This is a genomic window from Streptomyces sp. NPDC048416, from assembly GCF_043200435.1.
Taxonomy (GTDB): Bacteria; Actinomycetota; Actinomycetes; order Streptomycetales; family Streptomycetaceae; genus Streptomyces.
The window spans coordinates 49,720-65,441 of record NZ_JBICXU010000018.1; the positions used below are offsets into that span (position 1 = coordinate 49,720).

Consider the following 15,722-nt stretch of genomic DNA (forward strand, 5'->3'; position numbering starts at 1 on the left):
TTGGGACGCTTGCTGATCGGGGGAAGCGTAACGGCGGCCGGGAGCTTCGGCGCGCGCCCGAAGGCGTGGCGTGAAGGTGGCCCTCGCGATCGCTTCCGTCCCTCATGGCTTCGACCTGAGGCGATGGGCGGCGGGGGAGGACCGACCGGCCCCGAACGGGCGCCTCTTGGCCGCGAAACTGCGGGCCGGGCCTGCGGCCGGCCGGGGTACTCCGTGCCGCCGTCGGCCCCTTCGCCGGCAGCCGGGGTACGTGGCGCCGCCGTCGGCCCGTCGGCCCGTCGGCCCGTCGGCCCGTCGGCCGGCAGCCTGGGTACTCCGTGCCGCCGTCGGCCCCACCGCCGGCAGCCGGGTACTCCGTGCCGCCGCCGGCCCCCGCCGGCCTCTGCCGCACTACGGGCGCCCCGGTCTTCTCTTCGCCCGTGCAGAACTGCGGCCGGGCACCGGGGGCGACCGCGTCCGGACGGCGCCGCACCGGGCCTGCGGACGCCATGGTGGCGGGGAGGGAGCCGGTGGAGCGGGCGGGCGGGAATCGGCTTTTCGGGCGGCCCGGGGCCGGGGTTAGCATCGCCCGTGACCGAACAAGCCGAGCAGCCCGCCGAAACGCCCCTGTCCGCCCCGGGCGCAGCCGTGTCCCAGGCCGGGGCCGTACGGACACGGGGCCGCATATTCGCCGACCTCACGCCGTTCCGTACCTCGCCCGACTACCGCAGGCTCTGGTTCGGCAACATGGTGTCCTGGGTCGGCAGCGGCATGACGGCGCTGGCGATATCCCTCCAGGTCTACGACCTGACCGGCTCCAGTTTCCATGTCGGCCTCGTCGGCATCTTCACGCTCGTACCGCTGGTCGTGTTCGGTCTGTACGGCGGGGCCGTCGCCGACACCATGGACCGCCGCAAGCTAGGCCTCTACAGCGCGCTGGGCTCGGCCGTGCTCTCGGCGGCCCTCGCCGCCGGCACCTTCGCCGGGGTCGCGAACATCTGGTTCCTGTACGGGGTGATCGCGCTCCAGTCGGTCTGCCAGGCGCTGAACGGCCCGGCCAGGTCCGCGATGATCCCCAAGCTGCTGCCGCCCGAGCAGCTGCCCGCAGCCAACGCCCTCAACTCCATGATCATGACGACCGGCACGCTCGTCGGCCCGATGCTGGGCGGGCTCGTCGTCGGCTTCGCCGGGTACAAGACGGCGTACCTCATCGACGCGATCACGTTCGCCGCGTCCCTCTACGCGATGTGGCGGCTGCCCGCGATGCTGCCCGAGCGGATCGGGGCGAAGCGCGCCTCCGTCCTGGACGGGCTGCGGTTCCTGTCGACCAGGCCCAACCTGCGGATGACATTCTTCAGCGACTTCTGCGCGATGATCCTGGCCCATCCCCGCGCCCTGTTCCCGGCCGTCGCCGTCCTCTGGTACGGCGGTGACGCGCGCACCACCGGACTGCTCGTCGCCGCGCCCGCCGTCGGTGCGCTGCTCGGCGGGGTCTTCTCCGGGTGGCAGGGCCGCATCCACCGGCACGGGCTCGCGGTGCTGGTCTCGGTGGGCGGATGGGGCGCCGCCATCGCCGCGTTCGGGCTGACCCGGCAGCTGTGGCTCGGCCTGCTGATGCTCGCCGTCGCCGGGTTCTCGGACACCGTGTCCATGGTGTTCCGCAACACGATGATGCAGGTCGCGGCGCCGGACGAGATGCGGGGCCGGCTCCAGGGCGTCTTCATCGTCGTGGTCGCGGGCGGCCCGAGGCTCGGTGACTTCCTCGCCGGCACGGTCGCCGACCTGACCTCGCCCGCCGTGATGGTGGTGGGCGGCGGCCTGGCATGCGTCCTCGCGGTGACGGTGCTGGGCCTCAGCCGCCGGGCCTTCGCCCGCTACGACGCGCGCAACCCGGTCCCGTAGCCGGTCCCGTAGCCGGTTCCGTAGCCGGCCCCGGTAGCCGGCCCCCGGAGAGGCCCGGCGGTGACGGGCCGGGTGGTCCGCCGGTGACGGCCCGCGAGGGCGCTGTCCGGAGGGGCCCGGAGGGATTACGTCCCCAGTACCCCTCGGGCCATCCCCAGCTCCACCAAGTCCTGTGGCCGCAGCCTCAGTTGGGAGGCCGTCTGCTCCACCTCGGCCGGCGGACGCTTCAGGATCGCCGCCGCGAGTTCCGGGGCGATCACCGAGAAGTAGCTGTCCGCCGTCACCCACATACGGTCGGCGGACGTCAGGGCGAGGGCGCCGCCCGAGCCGCCCTCGCCGATGACCAGGGTGGTCACCGGCACGCGCGCGGAGGCCACCGCCGCGAACGCCTCGGCGATCGCCGCGCCCTGCCCGGCCCGTTCCGCCGCCGCGTCGTTCGCCGCACCCGGAGTGTCCACGAGGGTCAGGACCGGGATGCCCAGACGGTCGGCGAGACGGATGAGGCGGGCCGCCGTGCGGTAGCCCGCCGGGCGGGTCGCGGTGCCGGTCTGGGCGGCGTACGCGTGGCTCACCCCCTGGTGCAGGCCGAAGCCGCACAGCATCCCCGGGTCCACCCCGCCGCACCGGTCGCCCACCAGCGACTGCCGGTGCGGGAAGTACGCGTCGAGGTACGCCTGCGCACGGGGGCGGCCCGCCGCGCGGGCCCGGCGCACCGCCTCCCAGCCGTCCTCCGGCAGCCCCGTCCGCCCGAACGGCTCGGGAACCGGCGCCGGTTCGGGGTTCCGGTCGCGCCCGCGGTCGCCGCCCAGCAGGGTCAGCCATCCCGCGAGGACGCCCCGGAGGTCTTCCTTGCGTACGATCGCGTCGATGTGCCCCGCCGCCAGCTGGCCCTCCGCCCGGTAGGCCGCCGGGTCCGCGTCCGCCGGGCGGACCCGGGAACCCGCGAAGCCGATCTGGGCGCCCGGCAGCGCGAGAACCACATCGGCGCCCGCGCCGAGCGTGGCCCAGCCGCCGCCCGTCGTGGGGTCGCGCAGCACCGCGATCTGGGGCAGTCCGGCCTCCTTCAGCAGCGCCGACTGCCGTGCCACACGCTGGAGTTGGGCCAGCGCCTGCATGCCTTCCTGCATGCGGCTGCCGCCCGTGGCGATCAGCGAGACCAGGGGGAGCCGCCGCGCGCGGGCCGTCTCGTACGCCCTTTCCAGACGGTCCCCGGTCCGCCGGCCGAGCGATCCTCCAAGGAAGCCGAACTCGAAGGAGAGCAGCACGCACGGCCGGCCGTCGACGGAGGCGACACCGGCGACCACCGATTCGTCCTCGCCCGTACGCTCCGTCGCCAGCGCCCGTGCGGCCCCGTAGCCGGACCAGGAGAGGGGACCGTCGTCGGGGAAGACCCCTTCGGGCACGTGCAGTTCGTCGAACCGCGTCGCCACGAGGGCGATCGCCGCGCGTGCCGTGATCCGCTCGGACATGTCAGGCATGCAGGGCTCGCTTCATGATTTTGCCCATGTCGTTGCGGGGGAGTTCGGACAGGTAGCGCACCACGCGCGGTCGTTTGTGCGGGGCGAGCTGTCCGGCGACGTGCGCCGTCAACTCGGCCGCGTCCGGCGGCGATTGGGGGTCCGTGGGCACCACCCACGCCACGATGCGCTCGCCCAGGTCGTCGTCCGGCTCGCCCGTCACCGCGGCCTCGCGGACCCCGGGATGGTCGAGGAGTACGTTCTCGATCTCGCCCGCGCCGATCTTGTAGCCGCCGCTCTTGATGAGGTCGGTGGCCTTGCGGCCGACGATCCGTACCTGTCCGTCCGCGTCCACGCTCGCCATGTCGCCGGTACGGAACCAGCCGTCCTCGGTGAACGCGGCGGCCGTCGCGTCCGGGCGGTTCAGGTAGCCGCTGAACAGGTTCGGGCCGCGCACCTGGATCTCGCCGATGCCGTCGGCCTCGTCGGCCAGGCGCAGCTCGACGCCGGGGAGCGGGGCGCCGACCGTGCCGGGGCGTGCCCCGCCGTCCGCCCGTTCGGCGCACAGCATCAGCGTCTCGGTCATGCCGTACCGTTCGATCACCGCCCGGCCCGTAGCGCGCGCGATCCGCCGGTGGTCGGGTGCGGTGAGCGCCGCGGAGCCGGAGACAAGCAGCCGCGCACCCGCCAGGGCCTTCGCCAACTCCTGGTCGTCGTCCACGACTTCGGCGATCCGGTGATACATCGTCGGCACTCCGAACAGCATGGTCGCGCCCGTCGAGAGCTCCCGCGTCACGCCCTCCACCGAGAAGCGGCCGAGGTGGCGCACCGAGCCGCCGCGGCGCAGCGGTCCGAGGATGCCGAGGATCAGTCCGTGGACGTGGAACAGGGGGAGTCCGTGGACCAGGACGTCGTCCGCGCTCCAGCCCCAGGCGTCCTGGAGCGCGTCGAGCGTCGCCGCGACCGCCCGGCGGGGCAGCACCGCGCCCTTGGGCGGGCCGGTGGTCCCCGAGGTGTAGACGATCAGCGCGGGTGTCTCGTCGCCGGGCTCGGCGGGCAGCTCCGTGGCCGTTCCGGACAGGGGTACGTCGATGCGGGTCAAGTGGGCGAGCGCCGAAGGGAGGTGATCATCGGGGGAGGCGAGCACCGCCGTGGGCTCGCTGTCGCCGACGATGTGCGTCAGCTCCCGTTCGCCCGTCTTGGGGTTCAGGGGCACCACGGGTACGCCCGCGACGAGCGCCGCCACCACGCCGATCACGGTCCGCGGGGTCGGCGTCGCCCAGACCGCGACCCGCCCGGCGCCCGCCAGCCGGACGGCCAAGGCGCCTGCCGCGCCCGCCAGTTCGGCATGGGTCAGCGCGTGCTCGCCGAAGCGGACCGCCTCCCGTGGCTCGGCGGCGTACAGGGAGGGGAAGAGAGGGGACACGTACGGGACTCCTCGGCATCGACGGCACGGCTGGACGGGGCCCGGACCGTGCCGGGCCCCAGCTCGTCGACCCTACGCGGCGCCGTCCGGACGCATGATCCGCATCCTGCCGTACGGGACGCCGTGTCCCGCCGGAGCCGCGCGAAGCGTGAGCACCGTCACGGAGGGGCGAACGCGAGGCGTGCCCCGCGCCGCGCGCCGGGACGCGCTCGCCCTCGGTTCGCGTGCCGCGTACCGCGTACCGCATGACCCGTGCCCCGTGCCGGTTCCGTACCCCATACCGCCCGCCGTGCGCCGGACCCGGATCCGTGTCGGGGTGTGCGCTTGGGCGGGTGCTGTCCCGCGGGGGTGCTAACTCGACGGGGGGTGCTCGGCCGGTGGGCGCTCGGCCGGTTCCGGCTCCAGCGGTGCCTGCCAGGTCAGTGTCGTGCCGCGGATGCCGTCGTCGCGCATGCCGTTGTCGACCACGGTGAGCCGCACCGCGGGCCGCCCGTCGGGGAGTTCGGCTGCCGCGTCGACGACGACGCGCACCGAGGACACCCCCGCCCGGCGGTGCGCCGCGGCGAGCGCGCCGCGCAGGGCGGCGACGAGCTGGGCGTCCACCGGATCCCCCACCAGCGCGTCGACCGCGCCGTCGAACCGCACCGAGGGCCGGAAGCCGAGCAGGGCGCCGGCCCCGGCCGTCTCGCGCAGGACCCGGCCGCGCAGGGTCGTCGGTGCGTCGGCGGGCGGCTGCTGGAGGGCGAAGATCGCGGTGCGCACCTCCTGGATCGTGGAGTCGAGCTCGTCCACGGCCCGGGTGAGCATGTCGTCCGTGTCGTCGGCCGCCGACTTCTCGGCCCGGCGCCGGGTGGACTCCAGCATCATCTCCGTGGCGAACAGCCGCTGGACGACCAGGTCGTGGAGGTCGCGGGCGATCCGGTCGCGGTCCTCGTAGACCGCGAGCTGTTCGCGGTTGTGCTGGGCGTCGGCCAGGACGAGGGCGAGGGCGGCCTGCGAGGCGAACTGGGAGGCGAGCAGCCGGTCCACCGCCGTGTAGGGGCGGGCGCCGCGCCGCCGGGGCAGCGCGAGCGTGCCGATGAGCTTGCCGCCGTGTTGGAGGGGGAGCATCATGCTGGGCCCGAACCGGGAGCGTACGTGCGTGGTCATCCGGGGGTCGGTCGCCGAGTCCTCCAGGAACACCGGCTCTCCGCCGAGGAGTTGGACCAGGACGGGCGATCCGGGTTCGATGGTCGTGCCGACGATGTCGTCGGGGTCGTCGGGCGCGGACGCGGCGACGATCTCCATGCCGCCCGCCGCGGTGGGCTGGAGCACCACCCCCGCTGCCGCGTCCGCGAGCAGCCGGGCCCGCTCGGCCACCGTCATCAGGGCGTCCGCCGCGGTGTCGCCGGTGAGCAGGGAGGTGGTGACGGCTGCGGCACCGTCGATCCAGCGCTCCCGCAGCCGTACGGTCTCGTACAGGCGGGCGTTGCCGACGGCGATGCCGGCCTGCGCGGCGAGGACCCGCAGCAGCGCCAGGTCGTCCTCGGTGAAGGGGCCGCCGCGTTTCTCGGTGAGGTAGAGGTTGCCGAAGACCTGGGTGTGCACACGGATCGGTACGCCGAGGAACGAGCGCATCGGCGGGTGGCCCGGCGGCAGGCCGGTCGAGCGGGGGTCGCTGCTCCGGTCGTCGAGACGCAGCGGCTGCGGGTCCTGGATGAGGGCGCCGAGCAAACCGGTGCGGCCGTCGGGCAGCGGGCCGATGCGTTCGCGTTCGGCGTCGGTGAGGCCGCAGGTGAACAGCTCGGTGAGCCGGCCGCGCTCGGGGTCGACCACCCCGAGCGCCCCGTACTTGGCGTCCGTCAGCTCGGTCGCGGTGTCCACGATGTGCTGGAGCGTGGTGCGCAGTTCGAGGTCGGTACCGACGCTGAGCACCGCCTGGAGGAGCATCGGCAGCCGGGGCGCCGCGCTGCCCGGGCTCTTCGCCCTCGGGGTGTCTGGCCCCTCGGGGTCCGCGACGCCCGGGCTCTCCACTTCACTCATCCTTCGAGGATCCCTCACCACGGCCGAACGCCCCGGAGTCGGCCGCCGCCGTTCTGCTCACTCGGCCACCGGGTTGAGGACCATCGGCTGGATCTTGCCTTCCAGCATCGCGCCGAGGCCCTGGATCGCGCACACGTCGGGGCGCTCCGCGATGTGCACCGGCACGCCCGTCGAGTCGCGCAGCATCTGGTCGAGGCCGGGGAGCAGCGCGCTGCCGCCGACCATCATGATGCCCCGCTCGGCCAGGTCGGCGACCAGGTCGGGCGGGCATTCGCGGAGCACCTTGCCGATGCCGTCGAGCACCGCGGTGAGGGGGGTGTGGATGGCGTTGCGTACGGCGGCGGTGTCGACCTGGACCGAGCGGGCGAGGCCGGTGGCCACGTCGCGCCCGTGGATCTCGGTGGACGCGGGCCCCTGCGGGGTGAGGCCGTTGCCGCGCAGGGCCAGTTGCAGGGGGCGTACGGACTGGCTCGGCAGCATGAGTTCGTGCTGGTGACGCAGGTGCTGGATGACCGCGTGGTCGATGGCTTCGCCGCCGACCGGGATGCGGACGGCCGTCACGATGGCGCCGAGCGAGAGCACGGCGATCTGGGTCGTCGCCGCGCCGCACACCATGATCATGGTGGCGGTGGGCTGTTCCACCGGGAGCCCGCAGCCCACGGCGGCCGCGATCAGGGTGTCGACGAGCTCGACCCGCCGCGCGCCGAGCCCCACCAGCGTCTCCATCGCGGCGCGCTGGGCGAGCGGGTCGCTGTCGTGCGGGGTGCAGGCGGCGGCGCGCAGTCGTGGCTTGCGGCGCAGCTGGCGGCGCAGCTTCTCGCCCAGCAGGTGACGCAGCATGCGCTGGGCCATCTCGATGTCGACCACCGTGCCGCCGGACACCGGCCGGGCGACCCGGATGTAGTCGGGTGTGCGGCCGGTCATCTGCTCGGCGAAGGCGCCGACGGCGATCAGCGCGCCCGTACGGGTGTTGACGGCGGCCACGCTCGGCTCGTCCACGACGAGCCCGGCGCCCTTGATGTAGACCCGGGTTCTCGCGGCCCCCAGGTCGACGGCTACATGGCAACGGCGCAACTGCTCAAGACTGACGGTCACGGCAGATCCTCCCGAGAGCGGTACGTGGTTCGCTTGGTGCGACCGGCACTTGGTTCGCATCATGTGGCCGCCGCGGGACCGGCGCGCGCTGGGCTGAGCCGGTCGGGGAGGAAGCAGCTGACGCTCAGCCAGAAAGAGGACACCACGCAGGTCAGGCCGGGTCTCGCACGGCCCGTGCCGACGTCCGGCGGGAGGCGGGTCTGCCGGACGTCACCCCACCCCTCGGTCCGCGCCGGGCACGGCGCCCCGCCCCGCTTCCCCTCCTCTTCGCTTCCCCTCCTCTTCGCCGCTTCTCTTCGCTTCTTCGCGCGCGGCTAGGGGGTGTCTGGTGGATCAGGGTCGGTCAGGGTGCGGCGCCTGGTGCGGTGCATCGCAAGGCGCCGGAACGTCGTGATAGCGGAGCTATCGGGGCGTTTCGGCAACGCCGCGAGGTGCCGTGCCAGGCGCCGCACCCCCGGCCATGATCCACCAGACACCCCCTAGGGCAGCAGCCGCTGGAGCAGGCCCCAGGTGAACTCCGCCCCGCACGCCCGGCCGCCGGGCAGGGTGATCGCCAGCTGCCACCGCGTCGGAGCCGAGCCCTCCATCGGGCGGGCCGGGGGGAAGGCCCGCGCCACCTCGTCCACCGTGCACGACCAGGGCCGCAGATCCTCTTCGCCGCGCAACTCGGGGCCGGGTATGCCAGGGGCTCTGACCAGCCATTCGTTCCACACCGCGCCCCCGGGCCCGGCCAGCACCTCGAACCGCAGCCCCGGCCAGAGCGGCACCGGCCACAGCTGGGCCTCGCAGTCCAGGTCCCCGATCCTGCGCGGCACGACCGCGTCGGGCGCCCCGAGCACCGAGCGGTAGCGGGACAGCGCGCCGCGGGAACGGGACGACCGGAGCATCGCCTGCCAGCGCTTGTTGGCCTCGCGCATGTCCGCGATCGAGGCGCCCAGCTCGTGACGGGCGTCCTCGACGAGACCCGGCTGGTGGTCGGCCATCCGCCGCAGCAGCACGAGTTGGAAGTCCAGCGGGCCGAAAGGCCGCGTCACGGTTTCCGTCATGACGTCCATCCTGCCCGGCACTACTGACAACGCCCCGGTCCATGGCGATTCGTCACGCCAACACGCGCTCGGCGGCGCCCTTCCGCACAAGATCCACACATCTCGGGCCCCTTTTGCGGCACGGCCGCCGCATAGCCTCCCTGGGCCATGGACTACTGCCACTCCTGCCGACGGCACCTCAACGGCGCCCTGGCCTGCGCCGGATGCGGAACACCCGCACAGGAGCTGGGGCCCGCACCCGAGGACGAGCTCCTGGTGTACGCCGGCGCCCCGGCCCGCACCCCGGACGTGCTCGCGCCGTCCGGTCATCGCCGTGCCCGCAAGGGGCGGCGGGCCCGGCGCAAGCGCGGCAAGGTGGTCCTCTTCGGCTCGGCCGGTCTGGTCCTGGTGGCCGGCGCGGTGGGATTCGTACAGATGGCGATGGAGCCGCCGGTCAACGACCGCGCGTCCTCCGTGCACGAGGACGAGTCGATCGCCGACCCCCAGCCGCTGCCCTCGGGCAGCGGGGCCGCTGCGCCTTCGCGGCCGACGGTCGAGCCGGTGGCGTCCCGGGGGCGCGGGCCGGGCCCCGGCCGCGGCACCGGGGGGCCCGCGTCCGGCGCGGGTACGGCCGGGCCGCACGCCGCGGGCCCCGCACCGAACGCGTCGTCTTCGGCCGCGCCCGGCCCCGGGCCCTCCTCCTCGGGGGCCTCTTCGGGCACCGCGTCCTCGGGAGCCTCCTCCGCGCCGACGGATTCGGCCTCGCCGGGGGCGTCCGGCACGCCGGAACCGGGCCAGTCCACCCCTCCCCAGCCCCCGCCGCCGACTCCCAAGCCGACCCAGACCTGCCACCGGATCCTGTGGTGGTGCTCCTGACCGTCGGACCGGCGCTGCGCGCGCCGGGAGCGGTCAGACCCCCAGCATCCGCCTGAGCAGATCGCGCAGCACCGTCCGCTCCTGCGTCGAGAGCTCGGCCAGCGGCTCACGGGCGAAGTTCAGGGATTCGCGCAGATGCGTCGCGGTGCTGAGGCCCGCCTCGGTGAGGGCGGCCAGCTTGACCCGGCGGTCGAGCGGATCGGGGCGGCGCTCCACCAGGCCGCGGGCCTCCAGGCGGTCCACGATGCCCGTGATGTTCGACGGCTCGCACTTCAGTTTCTGGGCGATCCGGCGCATGGGCAGCGGTTCGATGGAGAGCAGACCGAGCACCCGGGCCTGCGCGCCGGTGAGGGAGTGCTCGGCGGCGGCCCGCTCGTACTCCTCGTAGTAGCGGCCGACGACCGTGCCGATCAGCTCTACGACTTCGAGACTCAAGGGGTCCATTCGGGGGGCCATGCCCCCCAGCTTACCGAGTTACTTGACAATCTCAAATATGTGGGCGCATGGTTCTTTCAGTACCTGAAGCATATGAGGGCCCGGTGCTCCCCATGGTCCGGCGCCCCTCATGTGCCGGCACCCCCGTGTGCCGGCGCTCCCCATGTGCCGGCACCCCCCCCCGGCGTGCCGGGTGCCCCGCTCAGACGTACCGATATGCCCCACGTACCGATCAGCTTTGCTTCGCAGGAGGACCCACCCCATGGCCACCTCGTCCGCACTCCCCGCCACCAGCCGCGCCTGGCACCTCGTCGCCCGCCCGAACGGCTGGCCCGTACCGTCCGACTTCGCGCTGCGGGAGACCCCCGTCACCGAGCCGGCCCCCGGCCATGTCCTGATCCGTAACCTCTTCATGTCGGTCGACCCGTACATGCGCGGCCGGATGAACGACGTGAAGTCCTACGTCCCGCCGTTCCAGCTGGAGCGGCCCATGGACGGCGGCGCGGTCGGCGAGGTCATCGCCTCCAACGACGAGAAGTTCGCCGTCGGTGACCATGTCCTGCACGGGCTGGGCTGGCGCGAGTACGCCGACGTGGACGCCAAGCACGCCACGAAGGTGGACGCCGGGCTGGCCCCGCTCTCCACGTACCTCGGCGTCCTCGGCATGCCGGGCCTCACCGCGTACGCGGGCCTGCTGGACGTCGCCTCCTTCAAGGAGGGCGACGCCGTGTTCGTCTCCGGCGCGGCCGGCGCCGTGGGCAGCCAGGTCGGCCAGATCGCCCGCCTCAAGGGCGCCTCCCGCGTCATCGGCTCGGCCGGATCCGACGAGAAGGTCGCGTGGCTGGTGGACGAGCTCGGCTTCGACGCCGCCTTCAACTACAAGAAGGGTTCGGTCCTCGAGCAGCTGCGCGCGGCCGCCCCGGACGGCATCGACGTCTACTTCGACAACGTCGGCGGCGAGCACCTGGAAGCTGCCATCTCGGCGCTCAACGTGCACGGCCGCGCCACCATCTGCGGCATGATCGCGGTCTACAACGACACCGAGCCCGCCCCCGGCCCGCGCAACATGGCCATGATCATCGGCAAGCGTCTGCAACTCAAGGGCGTCCTGGTCGGCGACCACTACGGCATGCAGCAGCAGTTCACCGGCGAGGTCGCGGGCTGGCTGGCCTCGGGCGAGCTCAAGTACAACGAGACCGTCGTCGACGGCATCGAGAACGGCGTCGACGCCTTCCTGGGCATGCTGCGCGGCGCGAACACCGGAAAGATGGTCGTCTCGCTCGGCAAGTAGTCCCCGGGGGTGCGTCCTGCCCTGTGCGGGTAGGCGGCCGGGTGCCCCGTCGTGTCGTGCGAGGCGGATGAAGTGACCCATCGCACACTCCGCCTCATGGTTTCCGCGATCCGATAAGGTTTTTCCACATCCCGGCGGCCGTGAGGCGCGAGCGGCCGCGTACCCAGGAGGAGCACCCCAGCATGTCCATACAGAAGTCCGAGGTCCTCTACACCGCCGTCGCCACCGCCGAGAACGGCCGGGACGGCCGCGTCTCCACCGACGACGGCCAGTTGGACGTCGTCGTGAACCCGCCGAAGGAGATGGGCGGCAACGGCGCGGGCACCAACCCCGAGCAGCTGTTCGCCGCCGGTTACAGCGCCTGCTTCCAGGGCGCACTCGGCGTCGTCGCCCGCAACGAGAAGGCCGACATATCCGGCTCGACCGTCACCGCGCACGTCGGCATCGGCAAGAACGACGACGGCTTCGGCATCCACGTCGAGATCACCGCGACCATCCCGAACGTGGACCGCGCCGCCGCGCAGGACCTGATCGAGAAGGCCCACCAGGTCTGCCCGTACTCCAAGGCGACCCGCGGCAACATCACGGTGAACCTCGCCGTCGCGTAACCGGCGTTCTTCGAAGGACCGCGTCCCGACAGGCGCGGTCCTTCGTCATGCCGGTCCGCACGGCCAGTCCCGGGGCGCAGGAGGCCGGCGGCCGGTGCCGGTGAGAGGCGCCCTCCCTTGGCGGCGCCCACGGTCCCGTCGCGTGCGGGACGGCGGGCGGGCGCCCATGGTCCCGTCGCGTGCGGGGATGCCCGATACGGCTGGATCCGCCTCATCGGCGGCCGGATAGGGTCGACGGCATGCGTGATCTAGGGGCGGGCTTCGGGTATCTGGTCAAGGGGCAGCGATGGGCGGCCGGGCACGGCAGGTCGCTGGGTGTAGGGCTGCTGCCCGGCCTCATCACCCTCGTCCTGTACGCGGGCGCGCTGGTCGGGCTCGCCTATGGGGCCGACGACTTCGTGGGCTGGTCCACGCCGTTCGCCGACGACTGGTCCGCGCCCTGGCTCGGCCTGTTCCGCGGATTCCTGACCGTCCTGGTCTTCGCGCTCGGCCTGTTCCTCGCCGTGATCTCCTTCACCGCGGTGACCCTGCTCGTCGGCCAGCCCTTCTACGAGAAGCTGTCGGCCGACGTGGACCGGGCGGAGAGCGGCGGCGAGGCGCCCGAGTCGGGCCTGCCGCTCTGGCGTGAACTGTGGGTCTCCGCCCGGGACTCCCTGCGCATCCTGGTCAGGGTCGCCCTCTACGGCATCCTGCTCTTCGCCCTCGGCTTCATCCCGGTGATCGGCCAGAGCGTGATCCCGGCGATCGGCTTCTGCGTCACCGGTTTCTTCCTCACCGAAGAGCTCACCGCGGTCGCCCTCCAGCGGCGCGGCATGGAACTGCGGCCCCGGCTCGCCCTGTTGCGCTCGCGCCGCCTGATGGTCCTGGGCTTCGGCGTGCCCCTCGCCCTCGCCTTCGTGGTCCCGCTGGTCGCGGTCTTCCTGATGCCGGGGGCGGTCGCGGGCGCGACCCTGATGGTGCGGGACCTGCTCGGTGAGTCGCGCACCGCGGACGGCGAGAGCGACGACGGCGAGAGCGACGAGGACGACGGCAGGGCGGGCGCGGCGGTACGGGCCGGGCACGGCCACGCGGGCCGCGCCGGGCGATCCGCGAGCCGCGGTACACCGATCGCCTGACCCTCAGGACGGCCGTGACCGCCGTGTCCGCATGACCGGCCGAGCCAACCCGCCCGCCGTGACGCGCAGTTGGGTCACGAACGCGGCCGCCGCCAGGGAGAGCGCGAGACCGCGTGGGGTCGCCGCGTGGACCGTCCGGCGCGGTACGTCGTCCGCATGCACGGTGACCAGAACGATGTCGGCGCGTACCGAATCGGCGGCGAGCGCCGGGAGCAGGGTGACACCGAGGCCCGCCGCGACGAAACCCACCCTCGACAGCCCTGCCGGCGCCGACGCCGTGGCCTGTGCGCCGCCCCGGTCGCCTAGGGGGTGTCTGGTGGATCATGGCCGGGGGTGCGGCGCCTGGCACGGCACCTCGCGGCGTTGCCGAAACGCCCCGATAGCTCCGCTATCACGACGTTCCGGCGCCTTGCGATGCACCGCACCAGGCGCCGCACCCTGACCGACCCTGATCCACCAGACACCCCCTAGCCGGCCGCCACCGCCACGATCGCCCTCATCTGGGCGACGATGTCCAGGCGGTTGCGTACGAACTGCGGGTCCGTCACCGCGCCCGTGTCCGGATCGGTGTTGCCCGGGCCGAACTCCAAAACCGGTGTGTGCACATGACCGCCCGCAATGGTGAGGCCCAGCCGGTCGCGGAGCAGGGTGGCCCGGTAGGCGATCTCGTTGGAGAGGTAGTCGCCGCCGCCTCCCGCCCGCGCGGCCGAACCCGGCGTCGGCCCGTCGGGCCGGTCGACCGGGGCGGTTGCGCCGGCCGGGATCTCCGTGACGTCGGTGTGGTCGTAGACCGGGAAGCGGCCGGTGTCCGCCGCCACGATGCTCTGGTACGGGAGGGTCGTGCGGGTCCACTGGGGCTGCGTCGCCGGGTCGGCCACCGGGACCTGCCCGGTGCTCGACGCGTTGTCGTTGTCGGGGAAGCCGCCCCGCCAGGCCCCGTTGAACCGCTCGACGTCGATGCGTCCGACCCGGCCCTGGCTCACCGTGGTGAAGGCGTCCACCTTCGGCAACACCGGCGTGAGGGCCCGCTCCACGGCCCCGTCCGCGAAGTCCTGCCAGCGCACCGGGAACGTGACGGTCTCGATCCGCGCGAGCTGCCCGTCGGCGGTACGGATCCATGTGCCGTCCAGGGCGAGCGCGGTCGCCCCCGAGGGGTTGCTGATGCGGATGTCGCTGTCCAGCGTGAACGGGTCGAAGCCGGTCACCAGGATCCGCTTGAACTCCTTGCCCTCGGGATAGTCGACGCTCTGCTGGCCGCGCGAGGTCTGCTCCAAGCGGTCGATGAGGGCTGTCCTGGCGGCATTGGTGAGGCCGAACTCCGGTTGCCAGAGGCGTAGTTCACGGGTCAGGCCGAGCCGGGCCCAGTACAGCGGGCGGTCGTCGTCGCGGCTCAGGTCGCCGCCGGCCGGGCCCCGGCCCTGCACCCGGTCCACCGCCCGCCGCCACAGCCGCGTCCCTTCGCGCGACACGAGCCGCTGCGCCGCGCCGTAGGACCGTACGCCCTGGAGCTCCCGGGTGAACTCCGGCGCCACGTCGTCGAATCCGCTGCGCGCCAGGATCTCCTTCGGCGCCGCGCCGTCGAGGCGCAGCTCCTCGACGGTGACCGTGCCGGGCCCCGTCGCGGCCTGCGCCGGGGCCGGTACCGCCAGCGTGCAGAACGTCATCGCCGCCAAGGCCCAGCCGAGTCGTGCCGCCCGTACACGTCGTCGCACCGTGGGTCCTTCCGTCGGGGTCGGGTGGCGCCCAGTATCGGCAAGGAACTCCCGTGTGGGTAGAGGGACTTATGAGCCGACCGGGCCGTGGAGCAGCGTCACGAAGTCGCCGAAGGCGCCCGCCATGTCCACCGCATCGGGGTCGAGCAGCCACTGGTACTGGAGGCCGTCCAGCACGGCGGCGAGCAGCGGGGCGGCCCGCTCCGGGGTGAGGCCACCGGGCAGCCGGTCGCCGAACTCGGCCCGCAGCACCGACGCCATCTCCTCACGCACCTGCGCGTAGCGGCGGGTGAAGAACGGGCGGGCCGGATGCCCGTCGGTCACCGATTCACCGAGCAGCGCCGAGAACGTCTGGACGATGCCGGGCCGCATCGCGTTGTACTCGACCAGGGAGGCGAGCAGTTCCAGACGCCAGCCGTCGCGGGAGGCCCGCCGCCCGTGGGTGTCCCACTGGTCCCGCTCGGCGAGGACCGCGACGAGCAGGGCCTCCTTGGTGGGGAAGTAGTGGAGCAGGCCCTGCTGGGTGAGGCCGACCCGCTCGGCGACGGCGGCCAGCGACGCACCCCGGTAGCCGCGCTCCGCGATCACCTCAAGGGCGGCGCGCACAATCTCCGCACGCCGTTCCTCGCTTCTGGCGCTCCTGGCCCTCGCCATGTCTGCCCCCGTTTCGTGCCGGTCCTTCGATGGTCCGAGAGGACCGTACGGCATCCTATTATCACGGTAAGGTAACTAACCCTACCGTTCTACAGGTGAACCGGTCACCATGGGCCCATCAGCGG

The 15,722-nt window shown here is 73.2% G+C and carries 14 protein-coding genes; 5 read left to right on the plus strand and 9 right to left on the minus strand.

Annotation, left to right across the window (positions count from 1 at the left end; all coding sequences use genetic code 11):
• Positions 1–627 precede the first annotated feature (627 nt).
• Positions 628–1,881 (plus strand): MFS transporter, encoded by a 1,254-nt coding sequence (locus tag ACGFW5_RS22155; protein WP_393836073.1) that lies wholly within the window; start codon positions 628–630, stop codon positions 1,879–1,881.
• A gap of 125 nt (positions 1,882–2,006) precedes the next feature.
• On the opposite strand, the gene ACGFW5_RS22160 is transcribed toward ACGFW5_RS22155, so the two are convergent.
• The 5 genes from ACGFW5_RS22160 to ACGFW5_RS22180 form a co-directional block, all read right to left on the minus strand.
• Positions 2,007–3,350 (minus strand): carboxyl transferase domain-containing protein, encoded by a 1,344-nt coding sequence (locus ACGFW5_RS22160; protein ID WP_393836074.1) that lies wholly within the window; start codon positions 3,348–3,350, stop codon positions 2,007–2,009.
• A gap of 1 nt (position 3,351) precedes the next feature.
• Entirely contained in the window at positions 3,352–4,764 is a 1,413-nt protein-coding gene (locus tag ACGFW5_RS22165; RefSeq protein ID WP_393835992.1) for an acyl-CoA synthetase, read from the minus strand.
• Positions 4,765–5,115: 351 nt separating this feature from the next.
• Positions 5,116–6,786, minus strand: a complete 1,671-nt coding sequence (locus ACGFW5_RS22170; RefSeq protein ID WP_393835993.1) for a GAF domain-containing protein — start codon at positions 6,784–6,786, stop codon at positions 5,116–5,118.
• A gap of 57 nt (positions 6,787–6,843) precedes the next feature.
• On the minus strand, positions 6,844–7,881 hold the full coding sequence (locus ACGFW5_RS22175) for a rod shape-determining protein (RefSeq protein WP_393835994.1): 1,038 nt from the start codon (positions 7,879–7,881) through the stop codon (positions 6,844–6,846).
• Between the two features lie 479 nt (positions 7,882–8,360).
• Positions 8,361–8,927, minus strand: coding sequence for a hypothetical protein (locus ACGFW5_RS22180; RefSeq protein ID WP_393835995.1), 567 nt, complete (start codon positions 8,925–8,927; stop codon positions 8,361–8,363).
• Positions 8,928–9,074: 147 nt separating this feature from the next.
• Here ACGFW5_RS22180 and ACGFW5_RS22185 point away from each other — a divergent pair, with 147 nt between their 5' ends.
• Positions 9,075–9,782, plus strand: coding sequence for a hypothetical protein (locus ACGFW5_RS22185; protein ID WP_393835996.1), 708 nt, complete (start codon positions 9,075–9,077; stop codon positions 9,780–9,782).
• A gap of 33 nt (positions 9,783–9,815) precedes the next feature.
• Here the strand turns inward: ACGFW5_RS22185 and ACGFW5_RS22190 are convergent, their stop codons facing one another.
• Positions 9,816–10,238: a MarR family winged helix-turn-helix transcriptional regulator gene (locus tag ACGFW5_RS22190; protein WP_393835997.1), complete on the minus strand. Its 423-nt coding sequence runs from the start codon at positions 10,236–10,238 to the stop codon at positions 9,816–9,818.
• 241 nt (positions 10,239–10,479) lie between these two features.
• Here ACGFW5_RS22190 and ACGFW5_RS22195 point away from each other — a divergent pair, with 241 nt between their 5' ends.
• The 3 genes from ACGFW5_RS22195 to ACGFW5_RS22205 all read left to right on the plus strand — a co-directional run bounded on the left by ACGFW5_RS22195 (position 10,480) and on the right by ACGFW5_RS22205 (position 13,231).
• Positions 10,480–11,508: an NADP-dependent oxidoreductase gene (locus ACGFW5_RS22195; protein WP_393835998.1), complete on the plus strand. Its 1,029-nt coding sequence runs from the start codon at positions 10,480–10,482 to the stop codon at positions 11,506–11,508.
• Between the two features lie 182 nt (positions 11,509–11,690).
• On the plus strand, positions 11,691–12,116 hold the full coding sequence (locus tag ACGFW5_RS22200; RefSeq protein WP_393835999.1) for an organic hydroperoxide resistance protein: 426 nt from the start codon (positions 11,691–11,693) through the stop codon (positions 12,114–12,116).
• Positions 12,117–12,355: 239 nt separating this feature from the next.
• Positions 12,356–13,231, plus strand: coding sequence for an EI24 domain-containing protein (locus ACGFW5_RS22205; RefSeq protein WP_393836000.1), 876 nt, complete (start codon positions 12,356–12,358; stop codon positions 13,229–13,231).
• A gap of 3 nt (positions 13,232–13,234) precedes the next feature.
• Here the strand turns inward: ACGFW5_RS22205 and ACGFW5_RS22210 are convergent, their stop codons facing one another.
• The 3 genes from ACGFW5_RS22210 to ACGFW5_RS22220 form a co-directional block, all read right to left on the minus strand.
• On the minus strand, positions 13,235–13,480 hold the full coding sequence (locus tag ACGFW5_RS22210; RefSeq protein WP_393836001.1) for a LysR substrate-binding domain-containing protein: 246 nt from the start codon (positions 13,478–13,480) through the stop codon (positions 13,235–13,237).
• A 218-nt stretch (positions 13,481–13,698) separates the two neighbouring features.
• Positions 13,699–14,895 carry a pyroglutamyl peptidase gene (locus ACGFW5_RS22215; RefSeq protein WP_393836075.1) on the minus strand — a complete coding sequence of 399 codons (1,197 nt, stop codon included), beginning with the start codon at positions 14,893–14,895 and terminating at the stop codon, positions 13,699–13,701.
• A 117-nt stretch (positions 14,896–15,012) separates the two neighbouring features.
• Positions 15,013–15,597, minus strand: a complete 585-nt coding sequence (locus ACGFW5_RS22220; protein ID WP_393836002.1) for a TetR/AcrR family transcriptional regulator — start codon at positions 15,595–15,597, stop codon at positions 15,013–15,015.
• Positions 15,598–15,722 lie beyond the last annotated feature (125 nt).